We start from the raw sequence: 19,189 nt of genomic DNA on the forward strand, positions 1-19,189 counted from the left end.
ATTCTCAATTTGAGGATGCTTTTTTTATTGAAAAAATTGAAGGAAAGAAAACCAAGAAATGAAAATAATTATTAAAATTGGAATCATTCTTGCTTAACTAATATCAAATTAAGAAATCATGGATTTACAAGAAGTAAAAATACCGAAATGGAAAAACAAAGAAGAGTTGTTCAAAAAACAAACTTTTGACGCTGCACTTAAAGAATTGGGTGAAAATGGGTCTTTTATTAACCCAAAGGAGGTGGAGAAACAATTAAAGTCCCCTACTCAATCTTCTGAAACGGAAACAGAGGTAGAAACAGCATCTAAGCCATGCACTGCGGAATAAAGTAATTGATAATTCACAATTGATAATTGACAATTGTGTTTTACATTCCATATAGAAAATACAGCATAAAAATAGACACTCCTGTCTAATCTTAAAGCATCGAAGTCATCTCCGATAAGTCAAATTTCAAATAAATCAATATCTAGCTTTTTAGATTAATCTTTTACACTATAAATTTGGAATGTTTTATTTTGTTATCGTCAAACATAAACATGTTCAATTCAATAGTCCTTCCCCTGATTGTACAATTTGAATCCATAAAAGATAATCCTAACATCATTACCAGTTTATTAATTATCAATTGTTAATTGTTAATTCAACCCAGTGGCTCGTCTAATAAATAGTTATCGATAAATTCACGTACACAACCACGACCACCTTTGCTATTCAAAACAAGATCGACTTGTGCTTTTACTACTGGCACAGCATCTGAAGGCGCAGCAGAGAAACCAACACTTTTCATCACTTGCAAATCGTTGATATCGTCTCCGATAATTCCAACTTCCGACAAATCAATATTTAGCTTTTTGCACCAGCCGTTTAGAATGTCAATTTTAGGATCTCTTCCAACATAAAGATGTTCAATTTTCAATAGTTCTGCTCTAGCTTTTACCATTTGTAATTTGAATCCAGAGGAAATAATTCCTACCTCAACACCAGACTTTTTCAGGGCCATTATTGCCATTCCGTCTTTGGCGTTGTACTTTTTGATTTGGTCGCCATTCTCAGTAAAAAACATTCCAGCATCCGTCATCACTCCATCGACATCTAAAATCAATAATTTGATTTTCTTTGCTTTTTGAGGATCAACTGTCATGTTGTATGACAAAAGATTGACGAAATCTAGATCATTTCGGTAACAGAAAAGCTCAAGTGTGCCTAAAGTTAAATCTTCAACTTTAGACACCTTGTTCTCTTTTAAATATTGTTCTAAACTGCTTTTGTTTTTAACTAAAACAGCTTCGATATTTGCGTTTAATAATTTCATTATACGATTTTATACCCAACACTATTTGCAACAGGTTCGATTGCTGATTTCATCGCTCTAAATTGATCATGAGTTAATTGCTGCGCTGCATCAGACTTCGCTACAGAAGGATCTGGATGCGCTTCTATAATTAATCCGTCAATTCCCATTGCTACACAAGCTTTGGCTAATTTTTCAACTCCGTAACGGTAACCCAATGCATGACTAGGATCCAAAACGATGGGTAAGTTTGTGTATTCTTGTAAATAAGCTACTCCACAAAGGTCAAGCGTAAATCTTGTTTTCGTTTCGAAAGTTCTAATTCCACGTTCACATAAAATAACTTGGTCGTTCCCTCCTGCTAAAATAAACTCAGCTGCCTGAACGAATTCCTGAAGTGTAGAACCAAATCCACGTTTTAATAAAACTGGTTTGTTAATTTTAGCACAAGCACGTAAAATCCCTTGATCGTACATTGCTTTTGCTCCAATTTGAATAATATCACTGTGTTCAATCACTTCATCAACATGAGTAGCATCTCTTACTTCTGTAATAACGCTTAATCCGTGTTCTTTTCGCATTTGAGCTAACAATTTCAACCCTTCCAAGCCTAAACCTTGGAAACTATAAGGCGAAGTTCTTGGTTTGTAGCATCCACCACGCAAAGTTGTTAATCCTAAAGATTTGATCAATTGAGCACTTTCTTGAATTTGCTCTAAAGACTCTACAGAACAAGGTCCACCAATTAGAATCGTGTTTTTTGAATTTCCACCAATTGTTAAATCACCGATTTTTACCTCACGTGTTTCTTTTTGGAATTCACGAGAAGCCAATTGCATATCATTTGCGAATACCCAATTTTGATCAACCTTACCTTCTAAAGCTGCTGGAACTTCTTTAACAGAAGAAGAAGTAATCAAATGTTCACTTCCCTTGTAAGAAATGTGAAACGCTTTGTGCTGTTCTGCTAATTTTGCAGCTTCCGCACTATGAACCGATGTATTTAGTTTTAAAATCATATTTCTCCTTTAATTAAGTTTATAAAGGTAACAATACCTTTTGCTTTATTATTATTGTCAATCACGGGCATATACATTACCGGATAGCTTTGCTTTCTTACCATCAATAGCATTTCATCTACGTTTGCCTCTGCATCAATCGTAATTGGATTACTGTTGATCATTTCTTTAACATGCAATCCTGGAATATCTTCAAAGTTTTTAATCAATGCTTTTCTAACATCGGCATTTGAGATAATTCCTTCGAAATCTCCATTCTTTTCAACTAAAGTGAATCCTTGTTTCCCACTGTCAATGGCTTCTAAAACTTGCTTGAAAGTCATAGTTCCAAAATCAACAGTTGGACACTCTTCAATTGGAATCATGAAATCTTTAATCATAAACCTAGATTCGATTGCACGCTTCGTTAAATCCATCAATGCATGACCAACGCTTGCTCCTTTAAACAGAAAGCTTCCAGAAACTGAGGAATGAACTCCCATGTTTCTTAATATAAATGATACTTCACCATTTACTCCACCATCAACGTGAACGTTTTTACTTGGATATTTCTTTTTGAAAGCTCTGATTTTTCTAAAGTTCTCAGGGTCGAAAACTCCACCGCTTTGTCCAGGAATTGTTGCCATAAACAATACAAAGTCAAATGAACTGTATTCGTCAAAAGCGGTAACTGGCGTTGGAGTGATTAATGCTAAGCCTTTTTCTCCTGTGATATCCGCTGGAATTTCTAATTTCTCTGATAATTGCTCATACTGAAACGTAACATATTCGACTGGATGTTTTCTCAATAAGTCAAAATACTTTTCTGGTGTTTCTGTGATAATGTGCAAATCAATTGGCATATCGCACCAAGTTCTAATCTTTGCTATATCATCAAAAACACGGACATCATCGTTACAATCAACATGAAGTAAATCAACTTGATGTGCTTCAAGATCGAGGATAGTTTCCTTGAGTGTTCTATTTTTATCAGAGTATATTGATCCTGAAATTTTCATATAATTATCTTTTTAATATTGGTCGAAAAGTATTGTCGGTAATCATTATCTCCACGTCTTCGTGAAAGATTTCCTTTTTCAACGCTCTTTCTAATTCTTGTAACATTGCTTCCTCATTAATTGTAAATGAATCTGAATGATACATTTCGCGTTCAATAAGTTTTATGACTACTGTTTTCTCTTCTCGTTCCAATTGAATTATTTGTTTCTCTTCCCCTAGAAAACCATTGTTTCTCCAGTATTTAGAAAATTCAATGGCTTTTTCTTTATTTATTCCTTCCAAAAAATAAACACTTAAATTTCCGTTATCGATTCGGTCTCCCATCGATATTCCACAGCCTTGAAAAAGTAAAGCAACCAAGAATATAACAATCCAATTTCTCATGATGTTCAAAAATATAAAGATAATCTTAATTGGGATTGGTTTAGTGAGGAAAAAGATGGGTAATTAAAGGAATTATCGAATTCAACAACCTTTTATTCTAACTTTTTAATTTGATGGCTATAATATGTCTTTTTATAATCTAAATTAGAGGGAATAGAAGAACTAGTCGAAATACTCTTTACAAAAGCAGATATTTCAAAATCTGTATCTTTTGTTTCTGAAGTCAACGTACTCAAATAATCCTGTACTATTTTTGTTCAACTCATTTGTTTTTCGAATGCTTAGACTTTTGCTTTGTCAGCAATCTGCTTATCTATTATTAGTGTTAATTGGACTCCATATCTGAAAGTAAATATTGAACTCCATAAGTTAAAGAAATCAACTGAATGGGACAAGGATAAAAACAGATGATTCAGCAGGCTCTTAACAACTGCTAGCAACGCTGATTAAAAAGCGTTTAAAAAAAAATAATTAAAGGACATCCCTCAATTCTTTAAAATCTTTAGTTGAAAATATCGATTTAAACGTCATCACATTAATCCGAATTTATCGCAGTGAAAATTACTGTAATTTCTATTTAAGAATTACGACTTAGTATAGCTTAATCATTTATGAAATAAAGCATATTATAAAGTATTCAAAATTCGATTTTGTAAACAACTCACTCATTCCATTTATTTCCTCAAAAAGCAAGCTAAAGTACATGAAAATCCATTAGATTTACAGAAAACAAGGAAAGTCAAATGAAGCTTACAAATATGTTTTACGAAGGAGCAAATGGTCGAGAATCACAAATTGATTTTGAAGCACCAGATAGCTTTGAATACACTGATATTGTGGTTTTTATTCATGGTTACAAAGGATATAAAGATTGGGGAGCATGGAACTTGGTTCAAAAGTATTTCGTTTCGAATGGAATAGGATTTTGCAAGTTCAATATGAGTCATAATGGTGGAACGGTTGATGATGGTATTGACTTTCCAGATTTAGAAGCTTTTTCTCTGAATAGATATAGTTACGAAGTGGAAGATGTTAAGCATGTTTTGGATTGGTTAGCGCAAAAAGTTGATCTCGAAAACAAACGTGTACACTTAATTGGTCACAGTCGAGGAGGTGGAATTGCAATTTTATCGGCAAATGATCCTCGTGTTTCTTCTGTAATAACTTGGGCTAGTATTTCAAATATTGAAAGTCGTTTTCCTAAAGGAGAAACTTTGGAGAAATGGAAAGAAAAAGGTTTTTATACTGTAAAGAATTCGCGTACAAAGCAGGACATGCCTCATAAATATGTTTTATACGAAGATTATTTAGAAAATAAGGACAAGCTTGATATTGAATTTAAAGCTAGAAACATTAAAGTTCCGGCATTACATATTCATGGCGATGCAGATGATTCGGTTTCTTTAACGGAATCTGAAGCGTTAGGACTTTGGACAGGTGGTAAATTAATTATTATCAATAAAGCAAATCATACTTTTAATACGTACCAACCCTACGAAGAAGATGATATGCCAAATAAACTACATGAAGCCTGTGTATTGAGTTTTCAGTTTATTGAAACACAAGCAGAAAACGACTAAAAATAAGTAATGTTAGAATCCCTTAGAATAAAAATTAGTAAAATGTCGTTGGGTGTGAAATTCATCGTTCGAATCATATACCCAGTGTTAACTTATTTAGTTTTCTACTTTATTTTGCATGTGAATATGCAGGTAGAATTACAAACAGTTCAAATGTTGTTTATATTTCTGTGGCTATTGATTGAATGGCAGGTATTTTTTAAGAAACCGCAGGAGGAAAAGTGATTTTTTAAGCCATTTTTAGGGAGCTTCATTCAACGCTGTACACTTTAAAACATGGGATTTTGATAGTTAATATGTATGTGTAAACATATTCTATTTCACCACCGTATAAACGGCTCCATCAACATGCAAAAGATAAACTCCAGAAGATAAATTTGTACTATTGATTTCAGCCGAATTCTCAGTATAATCAACTTCAAAGTTCAGCTTCTTTCCATCAATTGAAAATAGTCTTAATGTTGAATTCTCTTTGATTCCTTCAATTGTAATTTGATCACTAAATGGATTAGGATAAATGCTTACCAATTGTTTTTCAATACTTTCTAACTCATTACCTAATGGACTTCCATCAGTAATATAGAAATTATCAAAAGCGGCGTTAGTGATGTTATTCGACAACTCATAATTTGAAGTTTGCACAAAAATCTGCATTGTAGAAGATGGAGTAAGATAATCCGAAATTTTCTTAAAAACTGGAACCCAAACACCTAAAATAGAGAATTCATATCCTTGTTTATCAATTTCAATAATTTCAGTTCCATTTGAAATAGCAATTCTTAAGGTATCGTTGAATGGCTGAAATCCATGAAAATTAAAAAACCAACGTTCATAATTTAAAAATGGCTCATTGAAAGAGGATAAATCAAAAACTGGAGAAATCAATGTTACTTCTCCTCTCATAACGCTTACGCCTTCTTGGTTTCCAGTAATAAAACAAGATTCACCACAATCATTCGGACTATCATTATCTGGACTTGAACGCAAAGTTGGATCAGCATTAAAAAATGGAACACCTCTTTCCCAGTCGCCAGTTTCGGCAGAAGAAGTTTCAGACCAACCAAAATCAAAAGTAAAATCGTCCATGTAACCTTTCTCCAGAACCAAGGTCAATTGATTGATATTTGGCGAGAACTCAAAGTTTTCGCAAGTTGTGATCTTTTCCCATTTACCGGCAGCAACAAAGAAAGTATCGGTATAACTTACGTCCTGGTTCACAATACCTAAACCATTTGTTTGCAATTCAAAGACAACTCCTTCATGAACAATCTTAACATCTGCGCCTAAAATTGGAGTATCGAATTCATCCACAACTTTTATTTCTATACCATATTGTTGGAGAGGCTCTAGTTGAATATCTTGATTGTAAACAGTGTTAGCTGATAATGTCAATTGTATTTCTTGGGGAACAAATCCATATTTCTCATATCTTATTGAATAATTCCCTGGTACTCCAATTCCAGTTTTATAAGTTCCATTCACTTTAGAAATTTCAGTCTGCACATCTCCTAAAATTGTCACATCAACACCCTGAATTGGATTTCCATTATTTTGATTCGTAATTGTTCCTTCTATTCTTGAAGCATAATTGAAATCAGAGCCAAGAATAAAAAGTCCATTCTCAATATCTGTTGCTAAAATGGTTCCAGATGCAAAATATGGGAAAGCTCCCCAATTTCCAATCGTGTAATTGGCTGACCCTGGATATGTGTCGTAACGTGCAACTTCAATCATGTTGCTTGGGTCAGAAATATCGTGTACTATAATTCCATCAGCATAATACGAAGTGAATAGAAAATCTCCTTTCACATGGACATTATGTGGTACTACTCCACTTCCAGGACTTGACTGAGTGCGGTCAACTTCAATAATATTACTTGGATCTGAAACATCATAAGCTCCTATAAATGATCTTGTTAGTTCATCCGTTGTAAAAACAAAATTCTGATCATCAGTTGGCCATATATTATGAGCGAAACTTGAAGGTGTAACTTGACTTCCCAGAATAATAGGATTCGCTTTATCTGATACATCCACGATAGTGAAAAATCCATCATTTATATGAGCGGCATATAGCATATCGTTGACAACATAACCGTCATGAATGTACCAATTATCGTAAATTCCTACTTCAATTGGCTGCATTGGGTTGGTAAACAAATCAAGAATTATTGCACCTCCATTTCCTCGATTACTTCCAAAAATATATCCGTAACCATTTTCATCGATATATAAATTATGTGCTGAAGACCAATAATCTGAAGTATTGTAATAATTTGCTGTGTTAATAATCGGGTTTCCAGGCAATGGAGATAAATCAATGATTAACAAGCCGTCATCCGCTTCTGTTGTTACATAAGCGTAGTCTCCAAAGGTTTTGATATCTCGCCAAATGCTTGACATTCCAACATGCCAATATACTTCAACTGGATTTTGAGGATCAGTAATATCAACAACACTCACTCCTTTTTCAGCACCAACTAAGGCATATTCATTCCCTAATTCGTCGGTATACCCCCAAATATCGTTTAATTCTGAACTGTGCAGTACATTATAATCAATATGTGAAAGGGAGTCTAGGTTGTAGTTTTGAGTCCAACCAGATAAAGAGATAAGAAATGTCAGTACAAAAAGATATTTCATAATGTAGTTTGAATGTTTAGAGATAGAACAGAAGAGCCAGAATAAATAAGATAACAATGACTAAATATTGCCATACATCGACAAAATAAGGCAAATACTTCTTTATAAATTCCTTCACAAGCCGAAGTTAGTTCAAATTTTTAAATTCACTAAATCCTTGAAAGCCTAATTTCATGAATTTGTCTTTTGTAGCTTCAAAAGCGTCTTTTCCTGAGTTCTTTTTTGGTGTTGGATAAACAATTGTAATCTGAAATTCTTGCAGCGCATTACTAATCAATTCCAATTCGTATAATTTTCTATTCAAACTCGTTTCGCTTAGATCAAAATCAATTCCTTTAATGATTTTCTTATTTTCTAAATCTGCTAAATCAATTCTTAAACTTAAAGATGAATTAGGAAGAATTGAAGAAATAGGTAGATCTCTTTCCCAAGCTTTAAACTTTACAGAATGATAAAATGATTTCCACTTTAAATGAAAAACGGGTCTTTTATTCGGTGAGGAATTCCTTGTTTCGCCAAAGAAAGACTTGGTTAATTCAGTAAAGAAGTTGGAGTCCAACCATTCATTAATCGTTGTTGGCTGACTGTATGCTATTGTGTTTTTTGATCGTTGAGACAATAAGTCCATTTGTTCGACAGAAAAAACGGGATCGAATAATAGAATTCCAGCGGCTTCGTTTCTGTGCTTTCCAACTTTTTCAAATAGAAATTTGAGATGTCTCCTTACGGAAAGAAAAGTATTGGGATGCAGTACTTTTTTCAATAAATCTAAACGCGCATTTGAAATATACATAAATGGCCCTTCTCCTCCACCTGCCAAGAGTCCGATACTCACCATTTCGTCGGTAAGCGGGTTTGTTTTGTAATATATTATTGAATAGAAAGATTCCATATTTATAATTTCAAGAGGTAATTTTCAGCCTCTGCACGAGCATACGTCTTAAATTCAGGTTCAAAACATTGTTTAAGTTCATTCCAGTATTTATTTCTAATTGTTGGATACAAACTCACTTGATATTTTAAATCTTTGTACAAGTTATCGTGATGTAAAACTAAAAAATCATCTATTATTTGTGCTAAATCTTTATGTAAATAACTGAAAAGCTTTTTGAATTCTACTTTAGTCAGTCCTAATTCATTTAGATTGACTGGACGAAAACGAATTCCTTCATTCTTTGATAAATTGGGATAGGCGTCCATCACAAATCTGTCTTTTTTCCCTGGCAACATCAACTTTCTTGTTGTTGAAAATAATGGAAAGAAAAGATTAATTAAATACATCTTAAACAATGCATTTGGATTCAACAAGTGATTGAACTTCCTTTTTGAAGTCCATAAACAATCTAACCAATCATCAACATTGAGAACTCCTTCAGGTTCTTCAGCTAATAAATATTTAACTTCCTTCAGTTTAAACGTACCTGCTTCCAGCATTTCCACTTTAAAATGCTTGTGAATTAAGGTATAAATCGTTTGGGCAAGAATAAAATCTGGATTTAAAGGTTGGATAAAAGAGAATTTCTCCATCTCTGGAGTTAATAAAACAGACGGCGCTGACTTTATACTATTAGATATTGTAAGCGGCCGTAACTCCCTCATTATTTAGCCGTTTTGGTCAACATTGGAACAAAACTAAAATCTCCATAGGTTTCAGTTTCAAATTCACCATTTTCCAACTTTGTGAGTCTTGTCATGATTTGCATTTTTCCTTCACCAATAGGAATAACGAGTCGTCCTCCAACTTTCAATTGATCTTTCAATTCTTGAGGTATAAATGGAGCTCCACAAGTCACTAAAATAGAATCATAAGGAGCATAAGAAGCTTTCCCTTTGTAGCCATCTCCATAAAATAAATTTGGAGAATATCCCAAATGAGAAATGATTGGTTTTGCTTTAATGTATAGCTCTTTTTGACGTTCAATTGAAACAACTCTAACACCAATAGCACAAAGAATTGCAGTTTGAAAACCACTACCAGTTCCAATTTCTAAAACACGGTGTCCACGTTCCAATTCGAGTAAAGTCGTTTGAAAAGCCACAGTAAATGGATGGCTAATTGTTTGTTTAGCTCCAATTTGAAAAGCCATATTGGTATAAGCTTGATTCATAAATGAAGAATCTAGAAAAAAATGCCTAGGCACTTTATCAAATGCGTCTAAAACTGCTTGATTAGAAATTCCTTTTTCTTTCAACTCATCAATTAGTTGGCGTCTGAGCCCTTTGTGTCTATAACTGTCAATCATCGGAACAAAAATAGGGAAACAATTAAGATTTGCTTACTTACGTTGGTTTTCTTTTCGGTTGTGGAGTTTAAATTGTGGTTAATATAGTCTTGGTTAATTTAACTTCCAATTAAATCACACTGTTCGTTTCAGTACAATTTCTTAATGAACAATAGAAAATCGTTTTACAAATAGCTTTTCATCTGAATAGAAAACTTCTACTTTAATCCATTTTGTTTTCTATTTTTACCCAAAATTATATCCTTGGGAATTTTATTAATATTAGTTTATACTTCTCTCTTCCTACTGTTGTGTTATTGGCTTAATAAAAAGTACATCAAAGTACTGCCTAGTTATACACTCCCTCTTTTATTTTTGGTTAAAATAGCCTACGCATTTTTCTTTTTATATGTGTACACTTACCATTATGGTGGTGGAGAATTGACAGCAGATGCAGGTGTTTTCTTTAAAGAAAGTAAAGTTTTACATAGTGTTTTCCAACAATCTCCTTACGATTTTTTTCAGTTCATTTTTGGACTTAATGATAGTCAAGAATTTATAAATAAATATTTAGAAACCACGATGCATTGGAATGGTGGAGATCGCTTTCTACCCAACGATTCACGTCATGTAATCAGAGTAAATGCACTGCTATTGTTCATTTCGAATGGTGAAGTGATTATACATTTTATGTTTTTTAGTTTCGCTTCTTTCATGGGCGGATTTGATCTTTTTCAATGGCTAAAAAAGAAGTCAAATATTCCTCCTCTCCTACTTTTAATTCTTCTAACACTGGCTCCAAGTCTTGCTTTTTGGAGCAGTAGTATTATTAAGGAACCTTTAATGATTTTAGGTTTATCTCTGTTTATTCGCGGTATTTTCGATGACATTTCTATTTCTAGAAAAACTTGGAGAATCATCATCGGTGGAGTGCTTACAATCGCATTTAAACCTTATGTTTTCATTTGTTTAATAGTGGTTTTGATCTATTACTTCATCTTTAGCAAGTTCTTTCAGAAACAATGGAAAGCAATTTTAGCATTTGGTATTTTCGGAATTAGCGTTTTAGTAATTACAGGCTATTCAGATAAAGCGGCATATATAATCGCTAATCAACAAGAAGATTTCATCAATTTAAGAGATGGTGGTCTTTATCTTCATGGAGACGAAGAGCATTACTACTATATTTATTATTCGAATAGGGATCATTTCAGTATTGAGAATGGAAACGCAACGCTATTGGAGCCAGTTGGTGCTTATTATTTAAAAAAGAATGAAAATTTTGAGCGTTTTCCGATGAAATTAAATGAAGTTGGAGCAACTTATCCTGTATATTTAACTTTAAACGAATCTGGAAGTAAAGTAAAAGTCACTTTAATTAAAGACAACTTTTGGCAAATGTTATTGAATATTCCCGAGGCTATTTTTAATTCATTTTTACAACCCATTCCGAATAAAAAAAGCACGTGGCTTCAATATCCAGCGTTTATCGAAAACCTGCTTTATGTATTTGCAGCTGCTTTAACATTCTTTTTATTCCCAAAATCGCTTTCTCAGAAAGAAAAAAGAATTGCTATTTCATTGAATTTATTTGCTGTTTTTATTGCTATGATTGTAGGTTGGACAACTCCAGTTTCCGGAGCAATTGTTAGATATATCATTCCTGCGCATGTTGCAATTTTAGTGATAATCGCTTTAAAACTAGATTATGAAAAGTTGAGGAAAAAGATCTTTAAAGGGTGATTTTAAATTCTGTTCCTCGTCCTTCAGTAGAATTCACAACAATTTTTCCTTTGTGCATATTAATAATATTTAAAGTTGCAGTCATTCCTAATCCAAGACCATTTTTGCGGTTTGTAAAGAACGGGTCAAACATATTAATTTGTGTGTCTTGATCCATTCCTTTTCCATTGTCACGGATATAAATCACAGGGCTTTCCTCCTCTTCTGTCAAAGTAATCAGTAATTCAGGAATACCGGTTTCTCCCATCGCTTCTATCGAATTAATGATAATATTTACCAAAGCAATTTTAAGTTTTTCAGGATCCCATTCCCCTCTTATTTCATGATTACAGAAGTCTTTTTCTAGGTTAACATTGAGTAATTCAACGCGGTCTTGACAAAAATCGATTGCGGCATTAATGATGGTTTTTAAATCCGAAGGAACTTTTTCCAATTCCGATGGACGTGCTGATTTCAGTAAATCATCAATTAAATCTGAAATTCTGATTGTATTTCTTTCAATCATTTGTTCCAACAGCTTTGCATCGCTATTTTCTTCTGTTTGATCCGATAGAGCTGATAATTCACCAACTGCCAAGCGAATATTCGTTAATGGATTTCTAACTTCATGTGCGATCATTCGTGCCATACGCCCAGACATACTCATTTTTTCAGCCTTTTTCAGTTCGGCTTCTTGCTCCATTATTTTAGTTAGATCACTTATTGCAACATGATAAGCATTCTCCTCAATATCACCACTTTTTGGAAGATGAGCAATGGAAAGAATAGCTACGACATCCTTGTCATGGTCAAGAAGTGTAGTTTTAAATCCTTTTACAAAACCCTCTTTTTCTAATTGTTGTATTAGTGCTTTAAAATCAAAATCATATTTAAAAAGTTCACTAAATGCTTTAGATTTTAAATGATCTAAAGGTGTATTTTGATCATGAAAAACATGCAAAAATGCAGCGTTGTATTCAGAAATATTTAATTCTTCATCCAACACTAAAAAGGGTTCTAGACTGAGCTCAAATAAACTTCTGTACTTTTTTTCTTGTGCTCTGATATAGCGTTGCTGATGATATCTTTCAATTGCATAACGCATGGCACGTTCAATTGTATCCACGCGAACCTCTTTCTTTACTAAAAAGTCAGAAGCTCCTTTGGCCATGGCTTTTTCATCAACAGAATAATCACTTGAACCAGTTAATAAAATCATTGGTTTCAAGATGTTTCTTGCACGAATTTTCTCAATAATTTCTATCCCCTCGCCTTTTCCAAGAAAATGATCGATAAGGTAAATATCGTGCTCGCCTTTTAGAATTTCCTCTTCAGCAAAATCGTAATCATTGCACCAAAAAACTTCATATTCTTCTGTTTGAATTTTTGACAAGAAGTGACTCATGATTACAAAATCATCTTCATCATCATCTATAATTAGTACTTTGATACTCATTATTCTAATTTACAGGTAAATAAATTACAAATGTTGCTCCTTTTCCTTCAACTGAATGAGCAGAAATACTTCCTTTATGATTTTCAGTGATTTTCTTACAAATTGAAAGCCCAATTCCTGTTCCTTCATAAGCTGAACGACCGTGTAGACGCTGAAAAACTGCAAATATTTTGTCTACATATTTCTCGTCAAATCCAATTCCATTATCAGCAATTGAAATTTTCCAGTAATTCTGGATATCGCTATTCACTAATTCTTCTATTTCAATTTGATTGCTATTCACTCGTTCACTATGAATTTCAATTATTGGATCTACATCAACATTTTTGAATTTAATTGCATTACTAATTAAATTTTGAAATAATTGACGCATCTGAATTTGATCAGCATTTATTGCGGTTGGTAATTCATGAATATTAACAATCGCATTATTTTCTTTAATGCTAACTTCTAAATCACTAATCACGGTATTCACTACCTCTTTTAGGTTAATTTGCTTAACAATATCAAACTGGCGAGAAATTCTTGAATAAGAAAGTAAATCTTCAATCAATTCTTGCATTCTCGATGAAGCGGCTTGCATTCGATTGACATGTGAAACTATCGTGTTGTGATCAACTTTCTCATTGGCTAACTCAATTTCTATCAGATCACCAAAAGTTTTTATTTTTCTAAGTGGTTCATTTAGGTCATGCGAGGCAACGAAAGCGAAGTTCTCTAAATTTTCATTCATCGAGCTCAGCTCTAAATTAATTTGATTTATTTCTTTTAAATAACGCTCATTTCTTAGGATTTCTTTTCTCATTTTGAAAAAGCTGATGAAAACAATGAGTAACATTACCGCTCCAAAAAGAGTCAATAAAACCATGGCGTTTCTATTTGACATTTCAGCATCTTTCTGACTCTTTTCACGCATTTCAGTATTCATAGCGCGAATTTTCTTGAGCGTATTCAGAATTGCCATGGTCGTTTCATTACCGAATGACATTTGCTGCATTTGCATTTCTGTGGTCATTGAATCTTGGACCATCATATTGTCTAGGGTGGCAATTCTTTGAGAAATTAGTCGATTGAGCTTTTCAGTTTCATGATTTGCGAAATGATGAGCAGAACAATGATCCCCAAGTTTTTTAGCATATTTGATTAACCTTTCCTTCTTGTGCATGTAAATCGCCTCACTTTCTTTTGTTTTAGTGATCACATAGCTATAAGAAGAAGTTTCTAATTGTGTAATTTGTTGAATAACGGAGTTTGTCTTTTCAACAGTCATCCCAAACTGTTCGGCTTGTTTCCCTGATTTGGAAGTCCTGTTCAAAAAAATTAGAGAAGTAAAGAAATAACCAGCAATTAGCGCCAGTGACAACATTAAAAAATAATTATAATAACTTGATTTCCTACCTTTTATCATTCTTCCAGTAAACCGTAAACATTCAATTTATTGTATAACGTTTTTCTATCAACGCCTAAAATATCAGCAGCTTTGGTCTTATTGTTATTAGCAATAGATAAAGCTCTCAAAATAGCTTTTGTTTCAGCCTCAGCTGCAACATCTTTCAATAAGAGAGATTTCTGCTTTGTATCAGTATCATTTTTACTGCCATTATTGTTCCAATTTGTATTGTGTGGATTTAAAATATCATAAGGCAAGTCATTTTTTGAAATAGAATCATTTTCGGTCATTAAAACAGAAAGTTTTATTGCATTTTTTAATTCACGAATATTCCCAGGCCATGAATAAGAATTAAATACTTCCCATACCTTGTCGTCTATTTTATTTACTGATTTTGAGAGCTCTTGGTTTGATTTCTGTAAGAAAAAATCAACAAAATCTGAAAGTTCTTCTTTGCTCTCTCTCAAAGGTTTTAATTCAATTTTAAACTCATTAATTCTGTAATAAATATCTTCTCTAAAAGTGGACTTATGCATTGCTACTTTCAAATCTTCGTTTGTTGCGACGATTATACGTACATCAATTGGCATATCCTTCTCACTTCCAACTTTTCGAATAACCCTTTCTTGCAGTACACGTAAGAGTTTCACTTGATTCTCATAAGATAAATTACCAATCTCATCTAGGAATAAAGTCCCCCCATCAGCCAATTCAAAGCTTCCTTTCTTATCAGAAAATGCTCCCGTAAAAGCACCTTTAACGTGTCCAAAAAGCTCACTTGAAGCTAATTCTTGAGGTAAAGCTCCACAATCTACAGGTATAAAAGGTTGTCCTTGTCGAGTAGATGCTTCGTGGATCATTCTTGCGACTACTTCTTTTCCGGTTCCACTTTCACCTAATATCACGACAGTCATGTTTGTTGGAGCAACCAACTTTATGAGTCTTTGCGCCTTTTTCGCTGATGGACTATTTGGAATTAGAAAGTTATCGTTTTTGGTATTGGATTTTTTTACGGATTTAGGCTTAGGTTCTAAAACAACATCCTTTTCCGTAAATTGAGGTTCGTTTTTCTGTTTTTTTAAAGCATCTTGAACAAGCAATAATATTTCCTCTGGATAAATTGGTTTAGTAACATATTCATAAGCTCCTAAGCGAATGACTTTAACGGCCTGATTGACATCTGAATAACCAGTAATTACAATAACAGGGATATTTTTATTGATTTCTTTAATGGCTTCAATCATTTGAAAACCATCTTTATCAGGCAATCTGAAATCTGTTAATATAATATCAACTTTTTCGTTTTTCACGTAATTTAATCCCTCCATACCTTTGAAGGCAATCTTTACTACGTACCCGTTACGCTCAAAAAAACGTTTGAGTAACATGCAAATATCGACATCATCGTCAATAATAAGAATCTTATCTTTTGTCATTTACCATGATTTATGCATTTGTTTAAGGTACTCCACAAGTGCTTCTTTTTCAAAAGGTTTTGACAACAAACCAACCGCTCCGAGCTCTGCAGCTCTATTTTTTTCTTTGCAGTGATTAAAAGCTGTAATGACTAAAAACTGAACATTTGGATTCGCTTTTTTTAACGCTGGAACTACATCGAATCCAGAACCATCTTGTAAACATAAATCCAAAAGTACATAGTCAGGAGCACAATCCATCAAAACACTCTGTAGCGCTTTAATAGAGTTTGCTTCAACAATATCAAAATCAAAGTGTCTATTCACAATCGATTTATACAATGCTTTGATATCACACTCATCGTCAACTATTAATAAAATTGGGCGTTTCATTACAAATAAATTAATGCTTTGAATAAGAAACAATGCAACACTTGCTTAGTTCAAAATTAACACAAATTAAAGATTGGGAATGCATGAATCGAAATTATTGTAGAAAATAATTCACACAATCGGGAAATAATCTACAGTTATGTAAAAAACTGTAAGTTCAAATCTTCAGAAGCAAAATATCCTTTAATTAAAGGAATAATTTGATCTCCATTTATTCTAGAACGATAAACTGTAAGCTTATTGATACCAGAAAAATCTAGATATGGATTGGATGGCTTAGGAAGTCCGTCTATTACCGTTACAAATAATTTTTGATGTTTAGCAAAACAGATTTTTATCCAATTGTCAACTTTCTTAATTGCTTTATCCTTTCTTATTTCTTTTAGGTCATTAATCATCGGTTCTGAACCTATTGGTGAAACCTTCAATTGAATAACAATAAACAAAGGATCAGTTGTTCTACTAAAAAAACACAATCGTTTTTGAAACTCTGGTTTGAGCTCGTCTTCTTGTATATATAATAAGTTTGCTTCCACTTTGGCAAAACTCATCAAAATATCAGTGTAGAAGAATGATTTTGGTGGTAAAATAAAATGATTAAAATCAGTATTTGAAGGAAATGAGGTAATTATTAGATTTTGGAGTGGCGTTAACTTTTTTTTCTTTACCACAAAGGTTTAGCTCTTGTTTGGAGTCCGTCGCAGTTAAGGTTAGTAAAGCTTATTTATCATCAGTGAAATAAAGAATAGAGAAAAAGAAATTGAAAAATTAAGGAAGTGGATGAGATGCGGTAAACGAAGATCCAGAAAATTCGATCTATATAAATTGCAGAGCACCGTTATACATCAAAGTACAACTATTATGAAATTCTAAAACAATCTTCTTCCTTAAAAAATGTATTAACAACAAAGCTTTAGGTTTTAAAATTCAAAATAGTTCAATTGATATAACAGATCATGTTTCAACTAGGATTCCACCACCTTTCACTTTATTAAGGATTTGGAATCATCATTTAAAAATTCTTCTGCATAAGTGATTTCATTTCATTCACCTGATTTTGGATTGATTTTACAGACTTCAATAAATCATTTTCTGAGATAGTCACCTCAGGTAAATCATGAGAAATGTAGTTAACGAATTTCCATATCTCAATCACCTCGTTGATATCCAACATATAAGGTTCGTACATTGGATTAGTTGAAGACAATTGAATAAAATGCTCTCTGCCTGGAACTTTGTTGACAATTTTAAAAACTATCCCATCTTCTTTTGTTATGATAATATAGGGATGATTGTTTTTTATTGATTCCCAATTTTGAATGTATTCTGCAACAACATAAGAACCTGGGGAAACAGGCGGCATACTGTCACCAGAGATTGGAAATGAACGGTATTTTTTATCTTTCTTCAGAAAAGGCAATTGGAATGTTGGCAGAACTTTAATATAATCTGGATCTGCATATCCTAAAGTGTATCCAGCACTGGCTTTTTGTGGAATCATTTCGATGACGTCATCATTCGTTTCTGAAACCATCGCTGTTAAAACACGCAATTTTCTTCCTTTAACATCAGCATAAACTCCTTTTTCAATAGCTTCCCAATCACTTTCGGTCAAGTCTACCATATTTTTCTTTAGCAAATCGTCCAATGGAATTCGGTAAAACTTACTCATCTTCACCAAATTTTCAATTCCAGGTTCAGCTACTCCATTTTCATAACCGGAATACGAAGATCGGGTCAAACCAAGTTCTTGAGCAACATCTTCTTGAGATTTCTTACGGTTCTTTCTCAATAATTTTAAGTTTGATGATAAGTAAATTTGCATGTTTCGCCGTTTAATTGTTTATATATTAATCAAATATACGAAAATATTTTAATCAAATAGAGTTTTATTAGAAAATAATATTGATGAGCATCATTAATTTAGACAAACCTTATACTATTTTGCAGCTTATCCAAAGAATGAATACATCCAGTTTTTTATACCGTAAAACCCTAACGCCAAAAGCAGTTGTTCAGAAATACCAATCAATTAAATTTTAATGTGAGATTTTGTATAAATAACAAATTGATATCAAAAAAACCCATAAGTAGCTGTAAATATGGGTCTTTAAATCAGCTATACATCTCATTTGTTTTATTGCAAATATATAAAAACAATATTTTAATCACAATAATGTCGATATATTAATCATATTTACATATATTCGTAAAAATATTGAAAGTGGATTAAAACCTAAACACAACGTAAAATTTTTACGTTCTGCACTTCTATATTTGATGATAATTAACTAAGAACACTTCTATTTGAAGAGAATTAACTAAAAACTAAAGCCATGAGTAAAAAGGAAATTGAAAATCAAATTGTAGCGCTAGAGAAGGAAAAAATTGAAGCTATTAAAATTCAGAATTATGCTCATGTGGCATTGATGAGAGACAAAGTTCGAGAGATGATGTATAAGTTGAGGGAGCTTTAAATTGAGTTTTGAGTGGTGAGTTTTGAATAGAGGTAGAAGCGGAAATAATATGCGTATTCATAGACGCTATTCAAATGTATTAGTGATAAAAACTTTGAAATCTCAATGTTGAATTATTCAAAAGTCTGAATTATAAATTATTGATTAAAAGTCAATTCATTCAAAACCTCAAACCCACAAAAAAAACGCCACTT

The 19,189-nt window shown here is 32.8% G+C and carries 18 protein-coding genes; 4 read left to right on the forward strand and 14 right to left on the reverse strand.

Translation table 11 applies throughout. The features are described 5' to 3' along the window. Positions 1–118 precede the first annotated feature (118 nt). The gene (locus ERX46_RS04910) at positions 119–328 is read left to right on the forward strand and encodes a hypothetical protein (protein WP_130092726.1); all 210 of its coding nucleotides are present in this window, start codon (positions 119–121) and stop codon (positions 326–328) included. Between the two features lie 316 nt (positions 329–644). On the opposite strand, the gene ERX46_RS04915 is transcribed toward ERX46_RS04910, so the two are convergent. Genes ERX46_RS04915 through ERX46_RS04930 form a run of 4 tightly spaced genes read right to left on the reverse strand, consistent with a single transcriptional unit; the run spans position 645 to position 3,697 of the window. Then, complete coding sequence (locus ERX46_RS04915; protein ID WP_130092727.1) at positions 645–1,316, reverse strand: KdsC family phosphatase; 672 nt, start codon at positions 1,314–1,316, stop codon at positions 645–647. Then, complete coding sequence (gene aroF, locus ERX46_RS04920; protein WP_130092728.1) at positions 1,316–2,314, reverse strand: 3-deoxy-7-phosphoheptulonate synthase; 999 nt, start codon at positions 2,312–2,314, stop codon at positions 1,316–1,318. The genes ERX46_RS04915 and aroF overlap by 1 nt, the downstream gene beginning before the upstream one ends. Continuing rightward, a complete protein-coding gene (locus ERX46_RS04925; protein WP_130092729.1) occupies positions 2,311–3,312 on the reverse strand; it encodes a CBS domain-containing protein in 1,002 nt (333 codons plus the stop codon). The genes aroF and ERX46_RS04925 overlap by 4 nt, the downstream gene beginning before the upstream one ends. 4 nt (positions 3,313–3,316) lie before the next feature. Continuing rightward, on the reverse strand, positions 3,317–3,697 hold the full coding sequence (locus ERX46_RS04930) for a hypothetical protein (protein ID WP_130092730.1): 381 nt from the start codon (positions 3,695–3,697) through the stop codon (positions 3,317–3,319). Between the two features lie 743 nt (positions 3,698–4,440). On the opposite strand from ERX46_RS04930, the gene ERX46_RS04935 reads away from it, so the two are divergent. Beyond that, positions 4,441–5,277 (forward strand): alpha/beta hydrolase family protein, encoded by an 837-nt coding sequence (locus ERX46_RS04935; protein WP_130092731.1) that lies wholly within the window; start codon positions 4,441–4,443, stop codon positions 5,275–5,277. Positions 5,278–5,592: 315 nt separating this feature from the next. Here ERX46_RS04935 and ERX46_RS04940 read toward each other — a convergent pair whose 3' ends face one another. The 4 genes from ERX46_RS04940 to ERX46_RS04955 form a co-directional block, all read right to left on the reverse strand. Beyond that, on the reverse strand, positions 5,593–7,920 hold the full coding sequence (locus tag ERX46_RS04940; RefSeq protein WP_130092732.1) for a choice-of-anchor B family protein: 2,328 nt from the start codon (positions 7,918–7,920) through the stop codon (positions 5,593–5,595). Between the two features lie 127 nt (positions 7,921–8,047). Then, positions 8,048–8,812, reverse strand: coding sequence for a hypothetical protein (locus tag ERX46_RS04945; protein WP_130092733.1), 765 nt, complete (start codon positions 8,810–8,812; stop codon positions 8,048–8,050). 2 nt (positions 8,813–8,814) lie between these two features. Next, the gene (locus ERX46_RS04950) at positions 8,815–9,519 is read right to left on the reverse strand and encodes a hypothetical protein (protein ID WP_130092734.1); all 705 of its coding nucleotides are present in this window, start codon (positions 9,517–9,519) and stop codon (positions 8,815–8,817) included. Then, positions 9,519–10,163, reverse strand: coding sequence for a protein-L-isoaspartate(D-aspartate) O-methyltransferase (locus ERX46_RS04955; protein WP_130092735.1), 645 nt, complete (start codon positions 10,161–10,163; stop codon positions 9,519–9,521). The genes ERX46_RS04950 and ERX46_RS04955 overlap by 1 nt, the downstream gene beginning before the upstream one ends. A 243-nt stretch (positions 10,164–10,406) precedes the next feature. Here ERX46_RS04955 and ERX46_RS04960 point away from each other — a divergent pair, with 243 nt between their 5' ends. After that, the gene (locus tag ERX46_RS04960; RefSeq protein ID WP_130092736.1) at positions 10,407–11,885 is read left to right on the forward strand and encodes a hypothetical protein; all 1,479 of its coding nucleotides are present in this window, start codon (positions 10,407–10,409) and stop codon (positions 11,883–11,885) included. On the opposite strand, the gene ERX46_RS04965 is transcribed toward ERX46_RS04960, so the two are convergent. The 6 genes from ERX46_RS04965 to ERX46_RS04990 form a co-directional block, all read right to left on the reverse strand. Further along, a complete protein-coding gene (locus tag ERX46_RS04965) occupies positions 11,875–13,320 on the reverse strand; it encodes a hybrid sensor histidine kinase/response regulator (RefSeq protein WP_130092737.1) in 1,446 nt (481 codons plus the stop codon). The two genes, ERX46_RS04960 and ERX46_RS04965, sit on opposite strands and share 11 nt — an antisense overlap. Before the next feature lie 4 nt (positions 13,321–13,324). After that, positions 13,325–14,728: a sensor histidine kinase gene (locus ERX46_RS04970; protein WP_130092738.1), complete on the reverse strand. Its 1,404-nt coding sequence runs from the start codon at positions 14,726–14,728 to the stop codon at positions 13,325–13,327. Then, a complete protein-coding gene (locus ERX46_RS04975; protein WP_130092739.1) occupies positions 14,725–16,146 on the reverse strand; it encodes a sigma-54-dependent transcriptional regulator in 1,422 nt (473 codons plus the stop codon). Before ERX46_RS04975 ends, ERX46_RS04970 begins: the two co-directional genes overlap by 4 nt. Beyond that, on the reverse strand, positions 16,147–16,518 hold the full coding sequence (locus tag ERX46_RS04980; RefSeq protein ID WP_130092740.1) for a response regulator: 372 nt from the start codon (positions 16,516–16,518) through the stop codon (positions 16,147–16,149). 137 nt (positions 16,519–16,655) lie between these two features. Beyond that, positions 16,656–17,189 (reverse strand): hypothetical protein, encoded by a 534-nt coding sequence (locus ERX46_RS04985; protein WP_130092741.1) that lies wholly within the window; start codon positions 17,187–17,189, stop codon positions 16,656–16,658. Between the two features lie 341 nt (positions 17,190–17,530). Continuing rightward, positions 17,531–18,343 (reverse strand): XRE family transcriptional regulator, encoded by an 813-nt coding sequence (locus ERX46_RS04990; protein WP_130092742.1) that lies wholly within the window; start codon positions 18,341–18,343, stop codon positions 17,531–17,533. A gap of 511 nt (positions 18,344–18,854) precedes the next feature. Here ERX46_RS04990 and ERX46_RS17470 point away from each other — a divergent pair. Then, on the forward strand, positions 18,855–18,995 hold the full coding sequence (locus ERX46_RS17470; RefSeq protein WP_165366155.1) for a hypothetical protein: 141 nt from the start codon (positions 18,855–18,857) through the stop codon (positions 18,993–18,995). Positions 18,996–19,189 lie beyond the last annotated feature (194 nt).

The organism is Brumimicrobium glaciale (genome assembly GCF_004152935.1).
GTDB classification, from domain to species: domain Bacteria; phylum Bacteroidota; class Bacteroidia; order Flavobacteriales_D; family Crocinitomicaceae; genus Brumimicrobium; species Brumimicrobium glaciale.

What these genes read in the sequence shown, in the direction of transcription:
- ERX46_RS04910 (WP_130092726.1), top strand. Translation starts at nt 119, where the DNA reads ATGGATTTACAAGAAGTAAAAATACCGAAATGGAAAAACAAAGAAGAG.
- ERX46_RS04915 (WP_130092727.1), bottom strand. Translation starts at nt 1,316, where the DNA reads ATGAAATTATTAAACGCAAATATCGAAGCTGTTTTAGTTAAAAACAAA.
- aroF (WP_130092728.1), bottom strand. Translation starts at nt 2,314, where the DNA reads ATGATTTTAAAACTAAATACATCGGTTCATAGTGCGGAAGCTGCAAAA.
- ERX46_RS04925 (WP_130092729.1), bottom strand. Translation starts at nt 3,312, where the DNA reads ATGAAAATTTCAGGATCAATATACTCTGATAAAAATAGAACACTCAAG.
- ERX46_RS04930 (WP_130092730.1), bottom strand. Translation starts at nt 3,697, where the DNA reads ATGAGAAATTGGATTGTTATATTCTTGGTTGCTTTACTTTTTCAAGGC.
- ERX46_RS04935 (WP_130092731.1), top strand. Translation starts at nt 4,441, where the DNA reads ATGAAGCTTACAAATATGTTTTACGAAGGAGCAAATGGTCGAGAATCA.
- ERX46_RS04940 (WP_130092732.1), bottom strand. Translation starts at nt 7,920, where the DNA reads ATGAAATATCTTTTTGTACTGACATTTCTTATCTCTTTATCTGGTTGG.
- ERX46_RS04945 (WP_130092733.1), bottom strand. Translation starts at nt 8,812, where the DNA reads ATGGAATCTTTCTATTCAATAATATATTACAAAACAAACCCGCTTACC.
- ERX46_RS04950 (WP_130092734.1), bottom strand. Translation starts at nt 9,519, where the DNA reads ATGAGGGAGTTACGGCCGCTTACAATATCTAATAGTATAAAGTCAGCG.
- ERX46_RS04955 (WP_130092735.1), bottom strand. Translation starts at nt 10,163, where the DNA reads ATGATTGACAGTTATAGACACAAAGGGCTCAGACGCCAACTAATTGAT.
- ERX46_RS04965 (WP_130092737.1), bottom strand. Translation starts at nt 13,320, where the DNA reads ATGAGTATCAAAGTACTAATTATAGATGATGATGAAGATGATTTTGTA.
- ERX46_RS04970 (WP_130092738.1), bottom strand. Translation starts at nt 14,728, where the DNA reads ATGATAAAAGGTAGGAAATCAAGTTATTATAATTATTTTTTAATGTTG.
- ERX46_RS04975 (WP_130092739.1), bottom strand. Translation starts at nt 16,146, where the DNA reads ATGACAAAAGATAAGATTCTTATTATTGACGATGATGTCGATATTTGC.
- ERX46_RS04980 (WP_130092740.1), bottom strand. Translation starts at nt 16,518, where the DNA reads ATGAAACGCCCAATTTTATTAATAGTTGACGATGAGTGTGATATCAAA.
- ERX46_RS04990 (WP_130092742.1), bottom strand. Translation starts at nt 18,343, where the DNA reads ATGCAAATTTACTTATCATCAAACTTAAAATTATTGAGAAAGAACCGT.
- ERX46_RS17470 (WP_165366155.1), top strand. Translation starts at nt 18,855, where the DNA reads ATGAGTAAAAAGGAAATTGAAAATCAAATTGTAGCGCTAGAGAAGGAA.